The sequence below is a fragment of the Collinsella sp. HCP3S3_E11 genome, from assembly GCF_052067375.1.
In the GTDB taxonomy this organism is placed as follows: Bacteria; Actinomycetota; Coriobacteriia; order Coriobacteriales; family Coriobacteriaceae; genus Collinsella.
The window spans coordinates 324,538-346,076 of sequence record NZ_JBQHQI010000001.1; the positions used below are offsets into that span (position 1 = coordinate 324,538).

18 protein-coding genes are annotated in these 21,539 nt (G+C 60.8%); 9 read left to right on the top strand and 9 right to left on the bottom strand.

Annotated elements, in window-relative coordinates:
* Nucleotides 1-139 precede the first annotated feature (139 nt).
* From ACTM86_RS01345 to ACTM86_RS01360, 4 genes are all read right to left on the bottom strand, one after another.
* Nucleotides 140-1,048: a UTP--glucose-1-phosphate uridylyltransferase gene (locus ACTM86_RS01345; RefSeq protein ID WP_368136490.1), complete on the bottom strand. Its 909-nt coding sequence runs from the start codon at nt 1,046-1,048 to the stop codon at nt 140-142.
* 314 nt (nt 1,049-1,362) lie between these two features.
* The gene (rplL, locus tag ACTM86_RS01350) at nt 1,363-1,740 is read right to left on the bottom strand and encodes a 50S ribosomal protein L7/L12 (RefSeq protein WP_154514707.1); all 378 of its coding nucleotides are present in this window, start codon (nt 1,738-1,740) and stop codon (nt 1,363-1,365) included.
* 102 nt (nt 1,741-1,842) lie between these two features.
* Nucleotides 1,843-2,364, bottom strand: a complete 522-nt coding sequence (rplJ, locus tag ACTM86_RS01355; RefSeq protein WP_117646079.1) for a 50S ribosomal protein L10 — start codon at nt 2,362-2,364, stop codon at nt 1,843-1,845.
* Between the two features lie 507 nt (nt 2,365-2,871).
* A complete protein-coding gene (locus ACTM86_RS01360) occupies nt 2,872-4,008 on the bottom strand; it encodes a pyridoxal phosphate-dependent aminotransferase (protein WP_441015068.1) in 1,137 nt (378 codons plus the stop codon).
* A gap of 93 nt (nt 4,009-4,101) precedes the next feature.
* Between ACTM86_RS01360 and ACTM86_RS01365 the strand changes: the two genes are divergently transcribed.
* A complete protein-coding gene (locus ACTM86_RS01365) occupies nt 4,102-4,761 on the top strand; it encodes a hypothetical protein (RefSeq protein WP_441015070.1) in 660 nt (219 codons plus the stop codon).
* Nucleotide 4,762: 1 nt separating this feature from the next.
* Here ACTM86_RS01365 and ACTM86_RS01370 read toward each other — a convergent pair whose 3' ends face one another.
* The 5 genes from ACTM86_RS01370 to ACTM86_RS01390 all read right to left on the bottom strand — a co-directional run bounded on the left by ACTM86_RS01370 (nt 4,763) and on the right by ACTM86_RS01390 (nt 11,970).
* On the bottom strand, nt 4,763-5,326 hold the full coding sequence (locus tag ACTM86_RS01370) for a uracil-DNA glycosylase family protein (RefSeq protein ID WP_441015072.1): 564 nt from the start codon (nt 5,324-5,326) through the stop codon (nt 4,763-4,765).
* A 3-nt stretch (nt 5,327-5,329) separates the two neighbouring features.
* Complete coding sequence (locus ACTM86_RS01375) at nt 5,330-6,706, bottom strand: alpha-amylase family glycosyl hydrolase (RefSeq protein WP_441015074.1); 1,377 nt, start codon at nt 6,704-6,706, stop codon at nt 5,330-5,332.
* Nucleotides 6,707-6,859: 153 nt separating this feature from the next.
* Nucleotides 6,860-8,056: an MFS transporter gene (locus tag ACTM86_RS01380; RefSeq protein WP_427718405.1), complete on the bottom strand. Its 1,197-nt coding sequence runs from the start codon at nt 8,054-8,056 to the stop codon at nt 6,860-6,862.
* A gap of 126 nt (nt 8,057-8,182) precedes the next feature.
* Nucleotides 8,183-10,594: a ferrous iron transport protein B gene (gene feoB, locus ACTM86_RS01385; protein ID WP_441015076.1), complete on the bottom strand. Its 2,412-nt coding sequence runs from the start codon at nt 10,592-10,594 to the stop codon at nt 8,183-8,185.
* A 476-nt stretch (nt 10,595-11,070) separates the two neighbouring features.
* Complete coding sequence (locus ACTM86_RS01390; protein ID WP_441015078.1) at nt 11,071-11,970, bottom strand: alpha/beta hydrolase; 900 nt, start codon at nt 11,968-11,970, stop codon at nt 11,071-11,073.
* 246 nt (nt 11,971-12,216) lie between these two features.
* Between ACTM86_RS01390 and ACTM86_RS01395 the strand changes: the two genes are divergently transcribed.
* The 8 genes from ACTM86_RS01395 to ACTM86_RS01430 all read left to right on the top strand — a co-directional run bounded on the left by ACTM86_RS01395 (nt 12,217) and on the right by ACTM86_RS01430 (nt 21,493).
* Nucleotides 12,217-12,780: a PTS sugar transporter subunit IIA gene (locus ACTM86_RS01395; RefSeq protein WP_154514730.1), complete on the top strand. Its 564-nt coding sequence runs from the start codon at nt 12,217-12,219 to the stop codon at nt 12,778-12,780.
* A gap of 179 nt (nt 12,781-12,959) precedes the next feature.
* Nucleotides 12,960-14,363 (top strand): asparagine--tRNA ligase, encoded by a 1,404-nt coding sequence (asnS, locus tag ACTM86_RS01400; RefSeq protein WP_427796158.1) that lies wholly within the window; start codon nt 12,960-12,962, stop codon nt 14,361-14,363.
* A 250-nt stretch (nt 14,364-14,613) separates the two neighbouring features.
* A complete protein-coding gene (locus ACTM86_RS01405; RefSeq protein ID WP_441015080.1) occupies nt 14,614-15,402 on the top strand; it encodes a hypothetical protein in 789 nt (262 codons plus the stop codon).
* 157 nt (nt 15,403-15,559) lie between these two features.
* Nucleotides 15,560-16,540, top strand: coding sequence for an ABC transporter substrate-binding protein (locus ACTM86_RS01410; protein WP_441015082.1), 981 nt, complete (start codon nt 15,560-15,562; stop codon nt 16,538-16,540).
* A 203-nt stretch (nt 16,541-16,743) separates the two neighbouring features.
* Nucleotides 16,744-17,667 (top strand): ABC transporter permease, encoded by a 924-nt coding sequence (locus tag ACTM86_RS01415; RefSeq protein WP_427793564.1) that lies wholly within the window; start codon nt 16,744-16,746, stop codon nt 17,665-17,667.
* The gene (locus ACTM86_RS01420) at nt 17,660-18,454 is read left to right on the top strand and encodes an ABC transporter ATP-binding protein (RefSeq protein ID WP_117839998.1); all 795 of its coding nucleotides are present in this window, start codon (nt 17,660-17,662) and stop codon (nt 18,452-18,454) included. Before ACTM86_RS01415 ends, ACTM86_RS01420 begins: the two co-directional genes overlap by 8 nt.
* 115 nt (nt 18,455-18,569) lie before the next feature.
* A complete protein-coding gene (locus tag ACTM86_RS01425; RefSeq protein ID WP_441015084.1) occupies nt 18,570-20,597 on the top strand; it encodes a bifunctional metallophosphatase/5'-nucleotidase in 2,028 nt (675 codons plus the stop codon).
* A 128-nt stretch (nt 20,598-20,725) separates the two neighbouring features.
* Nucleotides 20,726-21,493, top strand: a complete 768-nt coding sequence (locus tag ACTM86_RS01430; protein WP_427718391.1) for a mechanosensitive ion channel family protein — start codon at nt 20,726-20,728, stop codon at nt 21,491-21,493.
* Nucleotides 21,494-21,539 lie beyond the last annotated feature (46 nt).

The window sequence follows — 21,539 nt, forward strand, 5'->3', positions numbered from 1 at the left end:
GGATGCGCTTTCCGCTAGGGTCCTCAGCCGGAAAGCGCATCCCAGAATTCGGCCTAAAAATGGACCGCAGTTTCCGGATCCCGACCACAGCCCGAATAAAAAACGGGTGCAGACCGAAGTCCGCACCCGTAAGCGCTGTTTACTTGCGCATCAAGCCGCCGCGCTCGTCGATGGCATCCCAGAAGGCATCGGCAAAGCGAGGATCGCTTGCGGCCATAAGGGCGTTGGTGGCCATCCAGCCAGAAGGCGTGCCGGTGTCGTAGCCCGACAGAGGATCGATGACGACGGCGTACATGGCCTCGCGGTCGAGCGAACGGGCCATGGCGTCGGTCAGCTGGATCTCGCCGCCCTTGCCGGCCTGCTGGTCGGCAAGCAGCTCCATGACCAGCGGGCTCAGCAGATAGCGTCCGACGATGTAAAGGTTAGAAGGCGCAGCCTCGGGAGCAGGCTTCTCCACCAAGCCGCCGATACGCCACACGGCGCCAGGCTCGGCATCGCCAACGCCCTCAGCGCCCTCGAGGGAGCCCACGCGCTCGCCGGCGATAACGCCATAGCGGCTGACCTCCTCGGGAGCACACGCGGCAACAGCGATAACCGAAGCGCCGCCATGCTCCTTGGAGACGGCAAGCATCTTGTCGCAAATGTCATGGTTGGGCACAACGTAGTCGCCCAGAAGAACCAGGAAGTTCTCCCCCGCCACAGCATCGGCCGCCGAGCGAATGGCATGGCCGAGGCCCTTGGGCTCGTACTGATAACGGAAGTCGACCGGCATACCGCCAGCGTGGGCGACGGCATCGGCATAGGCGTTCTTGCCGCGCTCGCGCAGCAGGTTCTCGAGCGAACGGTCGGGCTGGAAGTAGCTCAGCAGCTCGGGCTTACCGGGAGAGGTAACGATGATGGCGTCGTCGACCTCCTCGGGGTCGAGTGCCTCCTCAACGACATACTGAATGACCGGCTTGTCGAGCACCGGCAGCATCTCTTTGGGCGTGCACTTAGTGCCAGGCAGAAAACGCGTGCCAAGGCCGGCGGCGGGGATGATTGCCTTCATGTTATTCAAGGATCCTTTCGCAGGCGCAGAATGCGCCCTATGCGTGCGGCACGGCGGCCGCAGACCAAATTGCGATACCGAAGTATCTTACCGCCGGAGACATACGTCGCCGTAAGGCAAACGCAATTCTTCAGCAGGTCAACGCAAATTATTGCTCGAATGGTGCAATTTTATGCCCCAGCGGTAACGGGATTGGCACGGCGAAGACAGCGGTGTTCTGCGTGCCGAGCAATGGGAATGAGGGGCCAAAACAAAAAAAGACGGGGCTCGCAATGCGAACCCCGTCTGCAAAGAAATCTGACGAGAAAGCCTGATTACTTGAGGGTGACAGCAGCGCCAGCAGCCTCGAGCTTCTCCTTGGCAGCCTCGGCGTCCTCCTTCTTGGCGCCCTCGAGAACAGCCTTGGGAGCGCTCTCGACGACCTCCTTGGCCTCCTTCAGGCCAAGGTTGGTGAGCTCACGGACGGCCTTGATGACCTGGATCTTGTTGTCGCCGAAGCCCTCGAGCACGACGTCAAACTCGGTCTTCTCCTCGGCCTCAGCAGCGCCAGCAGCGGGAGCGGCGACAACAGCGGCAGGAGCAGCGGCGGAAACGCCGAAGGTGTCCTCGATAGCCTTAACGAGCTCGGAAGCCTCGAGAAGGGTCATTTCCTTAAGAGCATCGATGATCTCATCGGTGGTAAGCTTAGCCATTTCTAAGTCCTTTCGGTTTCCGTGTCTGTGCACGGAGATCAGTTAAAACACGGCGCGAATGCGCCAGGGGTGCGGCGTTGCCGCCGCGGGTGAAAACAGCGACTAGGCTGCCTTCTGCTCGGAGACCTGCTGGATCGAACGAGCGAGACCAGAGGAAACGCCGTTGACGCAGACAGCGATGTCGCGAGCGAAACCGGAGATGAGACCGGCGATCTGGCCGAGAAGCTGGTCCTTGGTGGGCAGCTCGGCGATAGCCTTAACATCATCAGCGGAAACGGCCTTGCCGTCGGAGATACCGCCCTTGATCTCAAGGACGCCCTTGGACTTAGCGGAGAAGTCCTTAAGGGTCTTAGCGGCCTCGACCGGCTCGGTCTCGTAGAACACATAAGCGACGGGGCCGGCGAGGATCTCGTCGAGCTCGGGCTGCTCCTGGTTCTTGAGAGCGATCTTGACCAGGTTGTTCTTGTAGACCTTCATCTCGGCGCCGCACTCGCGAAGCTGATGACGCAGCTCCTGAGCCTGCTTAACCGTCAGACCGTTGTAGTTGACGACGAACAGACCGGCATTCTCGGCGATACGGGACTCGATCTCTGCAACCTTGTCGATTTTGTACTGCTGGGGCATGAATTACACCTCCTCGAATTCTTTCCGGGCACGGTCCGCCACAAGGACGTGACGGGGGCATGTCCAAAAAGAAAGCCCCCGCGCTGCATGAGCGACGGGGGCGAGAAGACATATCTACTCGACCACCTCGGCTGGCGGGATATCCCATTGAGCTCGCGGGCAATGCCCGTTTGCACCGGCTGTCTCTGGCAGCGGATTCGTGCGTGAACCGAAAGTATTATGGCGGGGACCCCGGCGTCGGTCAACGGCAACCCTGGCTGCACACAATTCCACCATCTCGGTCGCGCCGCCAAAGGCCAGGCGCAAGCTTTTCGCTCGGTCAGGTCCTGGGCTCGCACGAAGAGCACATTTAGTGCTCTTCGGCTCGTGCGGAATCTACGAAAAGCTTGCGCCTGGCCTTTGGCGGCGCGACCTGTGTTGACTTTGGGGCAGCCAGGGTTGCCGTTGGCCGACGCGCCCCACTCACAATCCTTATGTCGGTGGGCTGATGTGTTGCGTCCCTGATGGTTATAGGGTTGAGACGAAGGTGGACAGGCGGCGGAGGCCTTCGTCCAGATCTTGGTCGGAGACGCAGTAGCTTAAGCGGACGTGGCCTTCGGTTCCGAAGCAGTCTCCGGGGACTAGGGCTACGTTGGCTTCTTTGATGGCTTTGATGCAGAAGTCTTCGCTTGTTAGGCCGAATTGTTTGATGCTGGGGAAAGCGTAGAAGGCGCCGGCTGGTTCCACTACGTCGAGGCCCATGGTATCTAAGGCTGCGAGTACGCGTTCGCGGCGGGCTCGGTAGACTTTGAGCATAGGGGTTGGGTCGACGGTCAGGGCTCGGGCCGCGGCGTCCATCTCAAAGGAGACGGCGCTCGATACTAAGTATTGGTGGGCCTTTGCGATCTCGGCGATGACGGGGGCTGCAGCTGCGAGCCAGCCCAAGCGCCAGCCGGTCATAGCCCATGGCTTGGAGAAGCTCTCGATGACCACCGTCTGCTCACGCAGCTCCGGGTGGCGCTGGGCAAAGCGCTCATAGCCATCCACATAGACCAGGCGGTTATATACGTCGTCGCAGATTACGTAGATGCCCGCTTGCTCTGCCACGTGTGCCACGGCGTCGAGCGATGCCGCGTCGAGGATACAGCCCGTGGGATTGTTGGGCGAGCAGATAACGATGGCCTTGGTCGTCGGCGTCACGCAGGCGCGAAGCGCTTCCTCGTCAATCTGAAATTGCGCGGGCTCCGTATCCAAAAAGACCGCTTTGGCGTGGTTGGCCACGACGATGCTCTCGTACAGACCAAAGGCTGGCGTGGGGATAATAACCTCGTCGCCGGGGTTGAGCATGGCCATAAATGTTGCCGACAGGGCCTCGGTCGCGCCGTCGGTCAGGATGACCTCGTCGGCCGAAAACGTAAGGCCCGCGTCTCCCATGTAGGTAGACAGCGCCTCGCGCAGGGCGGGACGGCCGTTGTTCGGCGGATAGTGCGTGTCACCGCGGCCCAGCGCAGCGGTCACCTCGGCGCTAATCACATCGGGCGTGGGAAAATCGGGCTCGCCAAGCGCGAGCGCAATGCACCCCGGGTGCTGGGCGGCGAGCGCGTTGATCCGGCGAATGCCGGAGGGCTTGAGCGTGGCAAGCGAGGTGTTCATGGGCAGTCGCATGGCGTTCCTTTCGTAAGGGTTGCACTAGGATAGCGCGCCCGCGCGCCACCAGACGGTGTAACCTAAACGGAAACCAACCGGAAAAGAGGCGGCATGGAGACAACTGCACGCGGCGATGTACCAAAAACGCTGCAAACCATTGCGTATATCAGTATTCCCGAGAGCGCCGATCTTGAGTTTTTACTCTGGGACCTGCAGGATGCCATCGCCGCCTATGCTCAGCTTTCCGGCACCGCGCTCCCCCGTTCGGTCGATTTGGAGGTGGATGATGCCGGTGTAGTCGATGGCATGGTGTTCGCTGTTGATGATGCATTTGATGATGAGGCGATGATCGCTGTCGAGCAGGTGCTCGATCGCCTTGGAATCGCGGAAACACGCGTCTACGCCGTCGTTCTTGCTGGGTCCGAGGACACCGAACGGGCACATGAAACCGCCTTGCGGCTGCGCCGGGCATGTATTCTACGTGACCTGTCGTGGTGTGGCGGCGTTGTCATCTGTGCCGGCAGCGGCATCGCAGCGCTTCGCCACTCCCCGCGTATGGGCCTCTTACGCCGGCCATTTTCCGAAGCGATGGATAAGCTTGTAGGCGCCGTGCGCATGGGCTGCTCCATAGAGCATGCGCAGCTGCTTGGCGGCGGCGATGCCGATAGTGTCGATGTCGACGGCATGGTGCGCGTCAAGCCCGCCGTGCCCGCACCAATCTGGCATGCCATCATCAAACGCCTCGACGCCCATGCTCAATCAAGGATCTAGATTACCGTGCGGTCCAGTCAACTGCCTCGCGCCAGCGCTCGACAAGCCGCTCCAGGCGCCAGGCCGCGTTAGCGGGACTAGTTGACGGCAATACGACAGCGGACAGACCCGTCCGCTCCTGTAGATAGCGCTTATAGAGGCGCCCCGCCGTACCTCCGTTGCATACCACCCGCTCGATGGGCGCAGCTCCAGTGATGCGTTCGATATATGCCGGCACAACGTTTTTGATGCTCGCGTCGCTCGACCCCTTAATGTCGCAGCTCTCGATCACATCCCACAGGGCCACACCACCGTTCAGCAGCATGGATCGCTTGGCGGCAATAGAGGCGTCGAGCGTCTCGGGCTCGCCGCCCACCAAAGGGTCGCCCTCGTTGGGTGGTACAGGCACACCAAGGCACGCGGCCATCACGCGCCAAAAGCGATTCTGAGGGTTGCCGTAATAAAAGGCATTGGCGCGCGAAAGCACCGAGGGAAACGACCCGAGCACCAAAACGCGCGAGTGCTGGTCGAACACGGGTTCAAACCCATGCTCAATATGTTGATAGCCCTCGTCTGACGCCGCCATGACCTAGGCCCTCAACAGATAGCGCACCTCGTAGGGCGCAAGTTCAAGCGCACCCGTCAGCTCGACCGTGGGTGCATCGTCGGCAAGTAGGTCGACGAAGGAACCGTTGAGTTCGCCGGCTCCAAAGGTATAAGGCTCGTTCACGGCATTGACCGCCACGAGCACCGTCGCGTCGTCGCAGGCGCGCTCGAACAGCAGCTGTTTGTTCTGGATCACCACGTTGCGGTACGCGCCGTAGCTGAGAGCGCGTGCCGCCGCGTCGTCGGCCGAGCGCAGGTGCGCAAGCTGTGTGACGAACGCCGCCAGCTCGTTGGGCGCAGGCTCATCGAGCGCAGGGCGCAGCGCCCAGTCGCCATCGGGGCCGCCCTTTTCGCCAGCAATTCCCCACTCGCTGCCATAGTAGATGCACGGGATGCCCGGCATGCCAAAGAGCATGCCATAGGCGGGACGCAGGCACGACTTGTCGGTAAGGATGCTCGCCAGGCGCGGCACGTCGTGGTTGTCGACAAACGACAGCAGGTGCTTGCCGCGGTAGATGCACCACGGGTCGCCGCCAAACTGACGGTGCAGCGAGTGGGCGATCTCGAACATGTTGATCGAGTTAAAGCTGGAGTACAGTCCCTTGTAACACTCGTAGTTGGTGCAGGAGTCGAGCATCTCGTCGTTGACGATCTGGTTGTAGTCACCGTGGAGCGTCTCGCCGATCAGCACAAAGTCGGGCTTGAGCTCACAGGCAAAGGCGTGCAGGCGGCGCATAAAGTCGCGGTCGAGCATATAGGCGACGTCCAGGCGCAGACCGTCGACGCCAAAGACATCGGCCCAACGGCGCACGGACTCGAGCAGGTAATCGACCACGGCGGGGTTTTGCAGGTTGAGCTTCACGAGCTCAAAATGGCCTTCCCAGCCCTCGTACCAAAAGCCGTCGCCGTAGCACGAGTCGCCGTCAAAGCTGATGTGGAACCAGTCCTTGTAGGGCGAGTCCCACTTGCGCTCCTGCACATCGCGGAAGGCCCAAAAGCCGCGACCGACGTGGTTGAAGACGGCGTCGAGCACCACACGGATGCCGTGGGCATGCAGCGTCTCGCACACGGCGGCAAAGTCGGCATCCCCACCCAGGCGACGGTCGATGTGGCGCAGGCTGCGCGTGTCGTAGCCATGGCTATCGGACTCGAGCGGTGGATTGATGAGCACAGCGCCAATACCGAGTTCCTGCAGGTAGTCGGCCCATTGGGCGATTTTCATGATGGGGGCATCGGGGTTGGGCGCGTCGTTGGCAGCCTGGGCAAGCTCATCCTCGGCAACGGGCGCGGCGTTTTCGCGCGGAGCTCCACAAAAGCCCAGCGGATAGATCTGATAGAACGTCGTCTCGTATGCCCACATAGCAACCTCCCGGTAAGCTCAACACAACGACATCCATTGTATGCCCAGCTTGTATCCCCTCCCCCAAAATAAGTTGCGGTGGAATAGCTCCTGCTTGGGCCTTCAGAGGCCTTAAACAGGAACTATTCCACCGCAACTGATGAGGAAACGTGATTAGGCGACGGGCTTTGCGCGGCGTATGGCCGGGAACATCACCGTGATGGCGAGGATGACGCCCACGACGGCAATCGCCCCGCCCACGAAGCCGATCCAGGCGATACCGGGACCCGAAACCACGGCGCCGCCGATCGCGGTGCCCGTGCCGATACCCAGATTAAACAGGCCCGAGAAGATCGACATGGCGACAGCCGACGAATCCGCCGGCGTGTACTTGATGAGCTCGGCCTGAAATGCCACGTTAAAGGCCGTGGCGCAGCAGCCCCACAGCACGCAGACGGCAAGCACTGCTGCGAGCGACGATGCGGCCGAACCTATGAGCAGCAGGGCCGCTGGCACGCCGGAGAGTGTGATAGCCAAAAACGGGAAGCGGTGCCCGTCGAACAGGCGGCCAAACAGCCAGCTGCCCACCAGACCGGAGCAGCCAAACGCCGTCAGCGTCATGGTAATGGCACCCGCGTCGACGTGCGCGACCTGCGCCAGGAAGGGCTCGATATAGCTGTAGCCTGTGTAATAGCCGGTCGCCATAAAAACCGTGACCGCGTAGAGCGCGATGAGGAACGGGTTCTTGAGCAGCTCGGGCAGCTGTTTAACCGCAAACCGCTCACCCGCCGGCATGGCCGGGAACACCGCTGCCTGGTACACCACCGCGGCGGCAGAAAAGGCCCCGACCACGGCAAACGTCATGCGCCAGCCCACGGCCAGGCCGATGGCGCGGCCGATCGGCAGGCCAAAGATCTGCGCGATGGACGAGCCCGTGGCGATCATGCTGATGGCGAGCGCCCCGTGACGGGTGTCGACCAGGCGCGAGGCCATAATCGAGGCGACCGACCAGAACACGGCATGTGCGCAAGCGACCACCAGGCGTGCACAGACCAAAATAGGATAGGTGGGCGCCACGGCGGACAGGAACTGACCCAGAGAGAACACGGCGAGCACGCCGAGCAGCATACGCTTGAACTCAAAGCGCGAGGCAAACACCATAAGCGGCAGCGACAGCAGCATGACGCCCCAGGCGTAGACCGAAATCATGATGCCTGCCTGGGCCTCGGTGAGCGAGAACGATACGGCAATATCAGTCAGAAGGCCGATGGGCATGAACTCCGATGTGTTGAACACGAACGCGCAGCAGGCGAGCCCGATAAGCGGGAGCCACTGCTTGAGCGAGATGCCATCTTGTCTTGCCTGAGTCATGTAGGAAACCTCTCCGATTGTCTTGGGCGGTGGGCGATTATATAGCAACGGCCCCGCATCCGTCAGCACAGATGCGGGGCCGCAATCAACAACTCAATACACAGAGGTTGCGCCGTCAATAAATAGCTAAGCCAACCCCAGCAATATGCCCACCGAATGCACGACAAACGCCACGATCCAGGCGACCGTCACCTGAAACACAAACACGGCAACGGCATAGCGCGCGCCCAACTCGCTCTTGACGGCACCGATTGCCGCCACGCAGGGCGGGTACAGCAGCGTAAAGACCAAGAACACGTAGGCGGTAAACGGCGAAAACATGGTCGACAGCGCCGCGGGTGACGTTGCATCCAAAAGCACGGTGAGGGTCGAGATGACGCTCTCCTTGGCGATAAGTCCGGTGACGAGCGCCGTGGATGCACGCCAGTCGCCAAAGCCAAGCGGCGCCAACAACGGCGCGATGATGCTACCCAGACCGGCAAGTAGACTCTGCGACTGATCGGCGACCACATTAAAGCGGATGTCAAACGTCTGGAGGAACCAGATGACCACGGTGGCGGCAAAGATGATGGTAAAGGCCTTGGTAATAAAGTCCTTGGCCTTATCCCACGCCAGCATCACCGTCGTCTTGATGCTCGGCAGGCGGTAGTTGGGTAGCTCCATGATAAACGGCACCGGGTCGCCCTTAAATGCCGTGCGGTTGAGCACCAAAGCCGCGATGCAACCGACCGCAATGCCAATCAGATAGAGCGAGACCATGGCTGGGACCGTCGCCTGCGGGAAGAATGCTCCGCACAGCAAGCCGTAAACCGGCAACTTGGCCGAGCAGCTCATGAACGGTGTGAGCATGACCGTCATCTTGCGATCATGCTCGGATGGGAGTGTACGGGTCGACATGATAGCCGGCACGGTGCAGCCAAAACCGACGAGCATGGGCACAAAGCTGCGGCCCGACAGGCCAAAGCGACGCAGCACCTTATCCATGACAAAGGCCACGCGCGCCATGTAGCCGGAGTCTTCCAGAATGGAGAGGAACAAGAAGAGCACGACGATAATCGGCAGGAAGGTCAGCACGCTGCCCACGCCCGTAAGCACGCCGTCGACAGCCAGCGAGCGCACCACGTCGTTGGTTCCGAACGCCTTGAGACCCGCATCGGCCGAGGCGATGATGACAGCGATGCCGTCCTCCATAAGTCCCTGCAACGCCGCGCCGATCACGCCAAACGTCAGCCAAAAGACGAGGCCCATGATCACCAGAAACGCCGGGATGGCCGTGTAGCGACCCGTCAGGATGCGGTCGATCTTAACGGAGCGCACGTGCTCGCGGCTCTCGTGCGGCTTCACCACGCAGCGCCCGCACACGTCGCCGATAAAGCTAAAGCGCATATCGGCCAGCGCGGACAGGCGGTCGGTGCCAGCCTCGCCCTCCATCTGGGTAATGATGTGCTCGATAGCGTCAAGTTCGTTGCGATCCAGGTGAAGTGCCTCGGTCACCAGCTCGTCGCCCTCAACCAGCTTGGTCGCCGCAAAACGCAGCGGAATGTGGGCCGTCACGGCATGGTCCTCGATCAGGTTGGCAATGCCGTGGATACAGCGATGCAGCGCACCGCCGTCCGGGCCATCGGGCGCGCAGAAGTCCAGGCGACCCGGGCGCTCGCGGAACCGCGCCACATGCAGAGCGTGATCCACCAGCTCGCCGATACCCTCGTTGCGGGCAGCGCTAATGGGGACAACAGGCACGCCCAACAGGCTCTCGAGCAGGTTGACGTCCACGGCGCCGCCGTTGGCCGTCACCTCGTCCATCATGTTGAGCGCGATAACCATGGGGCAGTCGAGCTCCATAAGCTGCAGCGTCAGGTAGAGGTTGCGCTCGATATTGGTGGCATCGATGATGTCGATGATGGCGTCGGGATGCTCGTCAAGGATGAATTGACGGCTGACAATCTCCTCGCCCGTGTACGGCGACAACGAATAAATACCGGGCAGGTCGGTAACGCTCGCCTCGGGGTGGTTACGGACAGTACCGTCCTTGCGGTCGACCGTCACGCCGGGAAAGTTACCAACATGTTGGTTGGAACCCGTCAGCTGGTTGAACAGCGTGGTCTTGCCGCAATTTTGGTTGCCGGCGAGGGCAAAGTGCAGCGGCGCGCCCTCGGGCACGGCCGTTTTTGCCGCGCGGGGCGAATACGTCCCCTCACCGAGCGCCGGGTGCTCCGTCATGCCGATTGCGGCGTTAACGCGCGGGCTCGTATCGGTGTCGTGAATACCCACGAGCTCAATGCGAGCAGCATCGTCTTTGCGCAGCGTCAACTCGTAGCCACGCAGGCGAATCTCGAGCGGGTCGCCCATAGGGGCGTACTTCATCATGGTGACTTCGGTGCCCGGCGTTAAGCCCATGTCCAAAATATGCTGTCGGAGTGCCTGGTCGTCCGATGCCACCGATGCGACAACGGCGTCCTTTCCAATCTCGAGTGTATCGAGCTTCACGTCCGTGTTCCTCCCCCGACGCCCACAGGGCGTTGCATTTATGTTCACCATTGCTAACCGTTTGCCATGGCTAACCAATTTTAACCATGCATGATAGCGCGAACATGCAGCGACGTTCAATCAACAGATTGTTGCAATGGGGATTCCGGACCCCGGTTTTCCAGACGAGCCTGCTGCGGAAACTGCATCCCACTACTCAGGCGAATTCCGGTCCCCGATTTCCCGATGGGGCCTCTCGGGGAAACCGCGTCCCACTCTGAAGCTCAAAACGGGATGCGTTTTCCGGTTGAGGCATCTTGCGGAAAATGCATCCCGGAATCGTCGCTCAGACCGGGACGCATTTTCCCGATCGACCCTCTGCGAGAAACTGTATCCCACCTTGAGGGGCAAAACTGGGACGCGGTTTCCGGTCCGGGCATCAAAACGAAGTTGCGGTGGAATAGTTCCTGTTTGGGGCTTTAACCAGCAAAAACAGGAACTATTTCACCGCAAGTTATGAGGGACGGGAGGGACTGGCCCTCTTACTCTTACAGATGGCGCTCCAGGAAGCGGAAGGCTAGGCGAATCCAAGGGCGAACCGCCACCTGCTTGTCCTCGTTGTCGACCGCGGTATTGGCATTGCCGAGCGAAAGGCCGTGACCGCCTTGGTCAAAGACGTGCATCTCGCAAGCGACGCCCTCCTCGGCCATGCGCTGAGCAAACGGATAGACCTGCGCGATCGGCGCCGTTTTGTCATCGGACACGCCCCACACAAAGGTCGGGGGCATCTGGCGCGAAACATGCGTGGTAGGGCAGATATCGGCCAGGTGCTCTTCGGTCGCCTCGCCGCCGGTCACCATCGACAGGTAGTCGTTGAGCAAATCGCGCCCCGTCTTGCCACCTGTCTTGGGCACGCGCAAGTCGATGCGCGGATCGCGCGTCTGCATGTCGCGGACATAGGCAAAGTCGAGCAATGGATAGCCCAGCACCACGGCATCGGGACGAATGTCGTCCGGACGCGCCCCGGCAAGTGCCGCGAAGGGGCCGGTCTTCCACTGCGTTGCCAGCGAGGCGCAAATCATGCCGCCCGCCGAGAATCCCACAACGCACACGCGCTTGGGATCGACATGCCACTCGTCGGCATTCGCACGAACCGTGGCGACCATCTTGGCAAGATCTGCCTGGGGGTGCGGAAAGCTCACGTCACCCGTGCCACTCGTGACATAGTTGAGAACAAAGGTCTGGTACCCGTGATCCAAAAAGGCAAACGCCACCGGATCTTGCTCATGCGGGGCGATGTGCGTAAACGCGCCTCCGCCGCAGATGATCACTGCCGGGCGACGGCCATTGGGCTTGCCGGGCAGCGGTTCGGCCCCCATATAGGTAAACGTCGCCGGATATTCCTCGGTCGGCTCCTCGCCCCACAGCGCATGGCTCTCGACGATCATATATGCTCCCTTCGCGCGATTCGTGCGCACGTTATGTATCGCCTTCAAGCGTACCCCACTTGGACGCACGGCATCGAAACGTATCCACAATAAGTTCCCTTCAACTGATATATCACATAATCCCAGCTCAGGGCCGTCGTTGAGCAGCGTAAAATAGAGACGCTGACCGAGCCGGTAAACACACACGAAACGTTTCCGGCAAACCACACGTGCGCTACATGCGCACTTGATACGTTGGAGGCATCTATGGGTCTGCTCGATTCGCTCAAGTCCACGTTCAACTCGTCGGGCGAGGCGTCCGTACCGCCCGCAGCAAGCTTCGCCACCCGCGAAGGCGTCATCTACGCTCCCGTTAACGGTGTGCTCGTCAATCTAAACGAGATTCCCGACGAGACCATCGCCTCGGGTATGCTCGGCCAGGGCTACGGCATCGAGCCCATCACCGGCACCATCTATGCGCCCGCTAACGGCCGCATCGGCGCCACCACCGTCACCAACCACTCTATTGGCATGATCACCGAGGACGGCCTTCGCGTGTTCATCCATGTCGGCCTGGGCACCGTACAAATGAACGGCAAGGGTTTTGCCCGCTTTGTCGAGATGGGCGATGTGGTCAAGGCAGGCCAGCCGCTCATCAGTTTCGACCGCGATGCCATTAAGGCCGCTGGCCACGAGGACATCGTGACCGTCATCATCTCCGAGCTCGATCGTCTTAAGAGCATCGACCATGTCGGCGAGTCTGGAACGCTTATCGGCGGCAACCCGCTCGTCAAGCTGGGCGACCCGCTGCTGGTGGCTAAGACCAAGTAACGAGTCCTGCGCCGTACAGCCAATAGGCAACACGCCAAGCGCCCACGACCATCTGGCCGCGGGCGCTTTTCGTTTGAAAACCGTCCCGTCAATGCCTTATCTGTATAGCCCAAATGAGCCGAGCTGCTAGAATATCGAACTGTATGGATAACTATCATTCAACCGTTATGGGAGGATACGTGAACCGCACCAAAATCGCGCAGCTCTATGCCGATGCCGAGTCGCTCGGCGGCAAGACCGTCACTGTCGCCGGCTGGGTCAAGTCCGTCCGCGACATGAAGAACTTTGGCTTCGTCACGCTCAACGACGGCAGCTGCTTCCGCGACCTGCAGGTCGTCATGAACCGCGAGACGCTCGGCAACTACGACGAGATCGCCCACCAAAACGTCTCGGCTGCACTCATTTGCACCGGCACCGTCAAGCTGACCCCCGATGCGCCCCAGCCTTTCGAGCTTTCTGCCACCTCCATCGAGGTAGAGGGCACGAGCGCCCCGGACTACCCGCTGCAGAAGAAGCGCGCAACCGTCGAGTTCCTGCGTACCCAGCAGCACCTGCGCCCGCGCACCAACCTGTTCCGCGCCGTGTTCCGCATCCGCTCTGTCGCGGCTGCCGCCATCCACCGCTTCTTCCAGGAGCAGGGCTTTGTCTACGTCAACACCCCCATCATCACCACGAGTGACTGCGAGGGCGCCGGCGAGATGTTCCGCGTGACCACGCTCGACCCCAAAAATCCGCCTCTCACCGAGTCCGGAGAGGTCGACTGGAGCCAGGACTTCTTTGGCAAGCACGCAAGCCTTACCGTGTCCGGCCAGCTCAATGCCGAGAACTTTGCCATGGCCTTTGGCGACGTGTACACCTTTGGCCCCACCTTCCGCGCCGAAAACTCCAACACCACGCGCCACGCCGCCGAGTTTTGGATGATTGAGCCCGAGATGGCCTTTGCCGACCTGAACGACTACATGGATAACGCCGAGGCCATGCTCAAGTACGTTCTTAAGGACGTTATGGCCACTTGCCCCGACGAGCTCAACATGCTCAACAAGTTTGTGGACAAGGGCCTGATCGAGCGCCTGAACCACGTTGCAAACTCCGACTTTGCCCGCGTCACCTACACCGAGGCCGTCGAGATCCTGGAGCAGGCCGTCGCCGCCGGTCACAAGTTTGACTATCCTGTCAGCTGGGGCATTGACCTGCAGACCGAGCACGAGCGCTTCCTGACCGAGGAGCACTTTAAGCGCCCGACCTTCGTGACCGACTACCCGGCCGAGATCAAGGCCTTCTACATGCGCATGAACGACGACGGCAAGACCGTCGCCGCCGCCGACTGCCTGGTTCCCGGTATCGGCGAGATTATCGGCGGCTCCCAGCGCGAGGAGCGCCTGGATCTTCTCGAGGCCCGCATCAAGGACCTGGGCATGGCCCCCGAGCAGTACAAGTACTACCTTGACCTGCGCCGCTACGGTTCCTGCAAACACGCCGGCTACGGCCTGGGCTTCGAGCGTTTGGTCATGTACCTGACGGGTGTGGGCAACATCCGCGACGTCCTTCCGCACCCCCGCACCGTGGGCAACGCCGATTTCTAATCGCCACAACTCCGTCCCGCGCGTTACAGCGTGTCGCACCAGCGCCTCTCGGCAAGCCGAGGGGCGCTTTTTTCAACAGCATCCGTCAGGCTTTTGTCAAGCTTTTGGTCAGCTGAGCAGGGCTGTTGAAAACTCGACCCGCCGCTTGCCGACGACTACCGACCACCCAGAGCGCCCTGCGCCCCTAAGCAAACCCCGTGTCCTAGGCTCCGTAGCATCATCACCCAAAAACGGAAAGGACGTGAACGCAATGGCCAAACCCGCTGTTGAGAACTATGAGGCCACGACCAGGGGTGCTGCTTCCATGGCAGCCTATCGCGCTGTGCGCATCCTGCAACTCTTAAGCGAGCATACCGGTGAGGACAAAGCGCTTCCTCCCGATGAGCTGATCGAGCGTCTCGCCCATCCCAACGACCCCGCTCGCATGCCCATCTCGGCAGCGCGGCGCAGTATCCATACCGCGATTTCCGCCCTGCGACATGCCGGATACGAGATTGAGTACAAGCGCGGCGCGGGTTACCGACTTCTCACCCGACCGCTCTCCGACGAGGAAATCATTCGACTCCATGGCATGGTCATGCGCAACCGCTCCACACCCATCGCGACCAGAAAAAGCATAGCGCGCCATCTGGTCGCCATGGCAAGCGCCGACGTTCGCGGCTACCTCGATACGTCCGAGCCGACACCAAGCGCAGAAGGCAAACCCGTCAAGACCACGCGACCGCCCGCCAAACGCATCGATACCTGCGAGCTCATCGAGCGGGCCATCGACCACGGAACCACGGTGAGCTTTGACATTTCAAGCGTCACGACACATGACAAGATCGAAGTGACGAGGATGACCGTTCGGCCTTTTGCCATCAAACAGCGAGACGGCGTCTCGTATCTGCTGGGAACGGTCGTCGACGGGCACGGCTCCGACGACACCCTACGCACCGTCGAGGTCAGCCGCATGAGAAACGTTAGCACGCGCCTGCTCGACGGCAAGAAGCTCTTTGCCGCGCTGGACGAGGGGGAGCGGCCCGCGCCCGCCGCCTAAGTCTTGCCGTTGCCCGCCGAATCCCCCGCCGTCCATCCGGTTCAGTATTAAAAAACCCGACAGGTTGTTGAAAAAATGGGCATCGGCGCTACTATAGACCCACTTCACTTTGTTTGAGTGCAGTGTTTCCAGCAATTTCTATACTGGGGGTAATGACATGAACGACATCACCATCAGCCGCAGGAGCCTTCTGGTCTCCGCCGGCCTGCTCGCACTGGCCCCGCTCGCCGGATGCGGCGGCAACTCTGGTTCCGGCTCTGCAGCCGCCGGTTCCGACTACACCATCGGCGTTCTGCAGCTCACTGAGCACTCCGCGCTCGACGCCGCCAACGACGGCTTTGTCAAGGCCATCAAGAAGAGCGGACTCAAGGTCAAGATCGACCAGAAGAACGCCCAGAACGACCAGTCCACGTGTAAGTCCATCGCCGACAAGTTTGTGGGCGACAACGTCAACTTGATCTACGCCATCGCCACGCCTGCCGCACAGGCTGCCGCCGGCGCCACGGCCGATATCCCCATCGTGGGCTGCGCCATCACCGACTACGCCGCCTCCGGCCTGGTCCAGGACAACGACAAGCCCGGCACCAACGTCACCGGCGCCTCCGACCTCACCCCGGTCGCCGAGCAGCTCGAGATGATGCAGAAGGTCCTGCCCGACGTTAAAAAGGTCGGTCTGCTCTACTGCACCGCCGAGTCCAACTCCGACGTCCAGATCAAGGCCGCCAAGAAGGAACTCGACAAGCTGGGCCTGGAGTACACCGATTTCACCGTCTCGAGCTCCAACGAGATCCAGTCCGTCGTCGAGTCTGCCGTGGGCAAGGTCGACGCGCTCTACTCCCCCACTGACAACACCATCGCCGCGGGCGCTTCGCAGGTCGGTCAGATCTGCAAGGAGAACAAGCTTCCCTTTGTGACCGGCGAGGAGGGCATGTGCATGGCCGGCGGCGTGTTCACCCTTTCCATCAACTATGAGGACCTGGGCTACGCCGCGGGCGAGATGGCCGTTAAGATTCTGAAGGGCGAGGCCAAGCCCGAGGATATGCCGATCAAGCACCTCCCAAGCAAGGATCTGGTCGTCGTCAAGAACGACGAGATGGCCGAGGCCCTGGGTATCGACCTTTCCGCTCTAGACGAGTAGCGCCATGCGCGGTAACGCAGCTAGGCACGCGCTTGCGCCATAGCTGTGTTATTCAATATCTGAGTCATTGGGGCGAACGCTAAAGACCGGCGTTCGCCCTGCTTGTTTTTGGTAAAACAAAATGTCCGTCCGCTGCTCTTTTATGCATTGGTACCGCTATTATGGAAAATCACGTGTCCACCCTATCCTAGGAGGTATGAAGCATGCTCATTGCATTGCAGGGCGCCGTTTCGCAGGGTGTCCTCTGGGGCATTATGGTGCTTGGCGTGTTTATCACGTTCCGCCTGCTCGACATCCCCGATATGACCTGCGACGGCAGCTTTGCCCTCGGCGGCTGCGTCTGCGCCGTGCTCATCGTCAGCAACAATGTCGACCCGTTGCTCGCCGTTTTGGCCGGCATGTGCGCCGGTGCCATTGCGGGCGCGGTCACGGGCATTCTGACCACCGTCTTTGAGATTCCCGCGATCCTCGCCGGAATCCTCACCCAGATCAGCCTGTGGTCCATCAACCTGCGCATCATGGGCAAATCCAACACGCCCATCCTTGCCAAGGGCACCGTGTTCTCGGCCGTCAGCAATATGACGGGCCTGCCGCAGTCCACCGTTGCCATCATCCTGGGCATCTTGCTCGCCGTGGCTATCGTTGCCATCCTGTATTGGTTCTTTGGCACCGAGATCGGCTCGGCGCTGCGCGCCACCGGCAACAACGAGTACATGATCCGTGCCCTGGGCGTCAACACCAACTCCACTAAGATGATCGCCCTCGTGCTCTCCAACGCCCTCATTGGCCTTTCGGGCGCGCTCATCTGCCAGAGCCAGAAGTACGCCGACATTGGCATGGGCACCGGCGCCATCGTTATCGGTCTTGCCGCCATTGTTATCGGCGAGGTGCTCGGCCGCCTGCTGCCCGGCGGTCTCACGCAGTTTAGCGTCCGTCTTGCCTCCGCCGTCTTTGGCTCCGTAGTGTACTTCCTCATCCGCGCCATCGTGCTGCAGCTGGGCATGGACGCCAACGACATGAAGCTGCTCTCCGCCGTGATTGTCGCCGTGGCCCTATGCGTGCCCGTGGTTTGGGAGCGCTATAAGCTCCGCAGCTCCTACACGAAGGGGGATGAGGCAGATGCTTAAGCTCTCGCACGTCAAGAAGACCTTTAACAAGGGCACCGTCACCGAAAAGCGCGCTCTTACCGGCGTCGACCTTACCCTCAACGACGGTGACTTTGTAACCGTGATTGGCGGCAACGGCGCCGGCAAGTCCACGCTGCTCAACATGATCGCCGGCGTGTATCCGCTCGATTCGGGCGTTATCGAGCTCGACGGCACCGACATCTCGCGTCTGAGCGAGTCGCAGCGTGCCAAGTACCTGGGCCGCGTGTTCCAGGACCCCATGCGCGGCACCGCAGCCGACATGCAAATTGCCGAGAACCTGGCACTCGCCAAGCGTCGCGGCCAGCGTCGCGGCCTTTCGTGGGGCGTCACCAAGGCCGAGAAGGACGAGTACGTCAAGCTGCTCAAACGCCTGGACCTTGGTCTGGACACGCGCCTCAACGCCAAGGTCGGCCTGCTCTCGGGCGGCCAGCGCCAGGCACTCACCCTGCTCATGGCCACGCTCACCAAGCCGCGCCTGCTGCTGCTCGACGAGCATACCGCGGCACTCGACCCCAAGACGGCCTCTAAGGTGCTCAATCTGACCGAGGAGATCGTCGACGAGAACCACCTGACCACGCTCATGGTCACGCATAACATGAACGACGCTATCCGTCTGGGCAATCGCCTGATCATGATGCACGAGGGCCACGTAATCTACGACGTGGCGGGCGATGAGAAGAAATCGCTCACCGTGGCCGACTTGCTTCAGAAGTTCGAGGAGGTCTCGGGCGGCGAGCTCGCCAACGACCGCATGCTGCTGAGCTAAACCCACCAAAAAGGGACAGGTTTATTTTGGCAGATTTTATCTGCGCAGACGTCAAAACCGCCGCAAAGGGACAGACACTTTGCGGCGGTTTTTGTTAAAGAGTAAGGAGACCGCCATGAAAAGACTCCCCCGCCTTGCGTTAGCTGCCGCGTTGTTTGCCGGCGCGCTCATAGGCATCCCAAGCCTCGCTTTCGCGGGGAACCTGCCCGCCGCTATTGACGGCTCCGTGGCCGTCATGCACACCAATGATATCCACGGCAGCTACAAGTACAGCTACAACGCAAGCAAGGGTACCGGCACTGTCGGCTTTGACGGACTGGCAGTTCTCTATAGCGCTCAAGGCAGTGCCCCCGATCTTTTGCTCGATGCGGGCGATACCTTCCACGGGCAATCCTTCGCCACTATGAGCGAGGGCAAAAGCATCGCCGAGCTCATGGACACCTTTTATGCGAACGGCTACGACGCGACCACGCCGGGCAACCACGACTGGAGCTACGGCGCGGACAAGCTCCGCACCATGACCGGCTACAGCACCACCGGCACGCCCTTCGCCATGCTCTGCGCAAACGCGAAGTCTACGAGCGGCGTATGGAGCTCGAGCATCACCAAGACGCTCGACCGTACCTGGGAGGACAGCGAAGACCACTCCACATTCGACTACAAAATCAAGGTCGGCGTCGTGGGTGCCATGGATGAGTCGCTGGGATTCTCACTGCGCGAAGGCCTTGTCCAGGACACGTCGTTCTCGGATGCGGCAGCCGCCATCAATGCCGAGGCTAAGCGACTGCGCGAGGATGAGGGCTGCAACGTTATCGTCTGCATCGCGCACACGCTCAACGCCAAGGCCTTTGCTGCAAAGCTCGTTGGGGTCGATGCACTGGTCGCGGGCCACGAGCACATCAACTTAGACGAAAACGTGACGGGGGCCGACGGCAAGCCGGTCCGCGTCGTCGAGGCGGGCAGCGCCTTTGCCGAGGTCGGCCTGCTTTCCATTCCGTACAAGTACGACACGAATGGCACCGTGACGACCGACGATGACACGGTCACGATCCCCGCAGACGACAGCGACGAGAAGCTCTACACCGCCAAGAACGTCAACGACCTTTTGGCAGACCCCGACAAGGGTGCCTTCTACCAGAGTCAACTCGATGAGGTTCGCAATAACAAAATCAAGCCACTCGACGACGCCTTTAAAATCGAGTCGAACAAAGTGATCGGCACATCCGCCACTGACTATTTCTACGGCGAAGACGCCGCGGGTACGCATGGCTGGGAGATGGTGCGCACCACCGATTTGCGTCCCAGCAAAGCGAGCGACACCACCAAGGCCCAGACCATCGGGCATGTGATCTGCGGCTCTTATCTTGCCCTGACGGGGGCAGACCTCGCCATCGAAAACGCGGGCGGCATCCGCGGCGGCATCGCGGCGGGCGATGTGACCGCCGGCGACGTCATCGCCATCTCGCCTTATGGCAACACCGTGGAGACCTGGACCATGACCGGTGCAAACTTCCTCGCAGCGCTTGAGCACTCACTGCAGATCAGCGACGATTGCAATCACAGCTACGAGCTTCAGCAAGCCTACGTGGCAGCCGGCCATACCGAGCAGGAGGCGCAAGACAAGTACAAGTGGCGCGATGACTCTGGCAGCGTTCTCTCCTTTGGCGGCATTAACGTGACGATTGATTGGACGCAGCCCGAAGGCAAGCGCATTGTGAGCGCCACACTCACCAAGGATGGCAGCGCGCTCGACCCCGCCAAGAACTACGCCGTCGCCACCAACAACTACATCATTACCAACACGACCGACTTTCCCACCTTTGCAAAAGCTAAGAAGTGCGCCGAGTGGAGTACGTGCGAGGCAGCGCTGAGGGCACTGATCGGGCAGGACGACTGGGAGAACAAGATGGCCTCGCTCGCGGGCACCATCAGCTTTGGCTCCGCCGAGAGCCCCGCACCCCATCCGACCCCAACGCCTGAGCCCTCATCCAACCCCGGCACGACGACCACGCAGATCACCACCAAGAAGACGGCCGGTAAGCTTGCCGCAACGGGAGACCGTACGCTGACCGTGGTCGGTGCATGCCTCATCGGCGGCATCATCGTCATCATGGTCGGCATTATCTGGAAGCGCCGCCGCTAAGCTACACCGCCGGGCCTTGCAGCCCCGCCATACAAACCTTATATCGAGCGCAAAAGCCCGTCCGATGTGATCGGACGGGCTTTTTGGTGGGTATCATGGTTGAACGATCTTGAGGAGGTTTTCCCTACATGGAATTGTTTGAGCCGATTCTTCATTTCTTTGAGCAGCGGTGGGTCCACAACATCATCTGGGCTGGTATCTTGGCGATAGGCACCGCCGTTGCCGCCAAAGTCGTTTCCAAGACGCTGCGTCACCTGCTCAACCGCGACGATAACCCGCTTCCGGCATCGAGTATCTTCATCAACATTGCGCGCGCCGTCATCTGGATGATTGGCGGCAGCTTTATCCTCGACAACTGCTTTGGCATTAACGCAAACGCGCTCGTCGCCGCTCTTGGCGTCGGCGGCATTGCCATCTCGCTCGGCTTTCAGGACACGCTGTCGAACCTTATCGGCGGCATGCAGGTGACCTTTATGGGCATCATCAAGCCCGGCGACAATATCGAGGTCGGCGGCGTGTCGGGCGTGGTACAGGACATCACCTGGCGCCACACGACCATCGAGGATGCCTACGGGCAGACCATCATTGTGCCCAACTCCAACATCTCCAAGGACACGCTCGTGCATCTGATGCCCTTTGGGCGCGTGGCCGTGCCCGTTGCCGTAAAGGACACGTCTAAATGGGCTTCCCTTGACGCGCTGGCAGACGAGCTGACCAGCGCCACCAAGGCCGCCGTGCTTCCCATCTCGGGCTTTGACCAGGAGCCCTACGTGCTCTTTAGCGAAATCGGCGACTTTGGCATCAAGGGCAAGATCATCTTTATCGTCAGTGACGACAGCACCACACTCACCGCTGCCGACGCCTGCATCCGCGCTATCGCTCCCATCATCGCCTAAAGCACCACAAAGGGGACAGTGAACTGCCTCCCATTTCTTGGACATC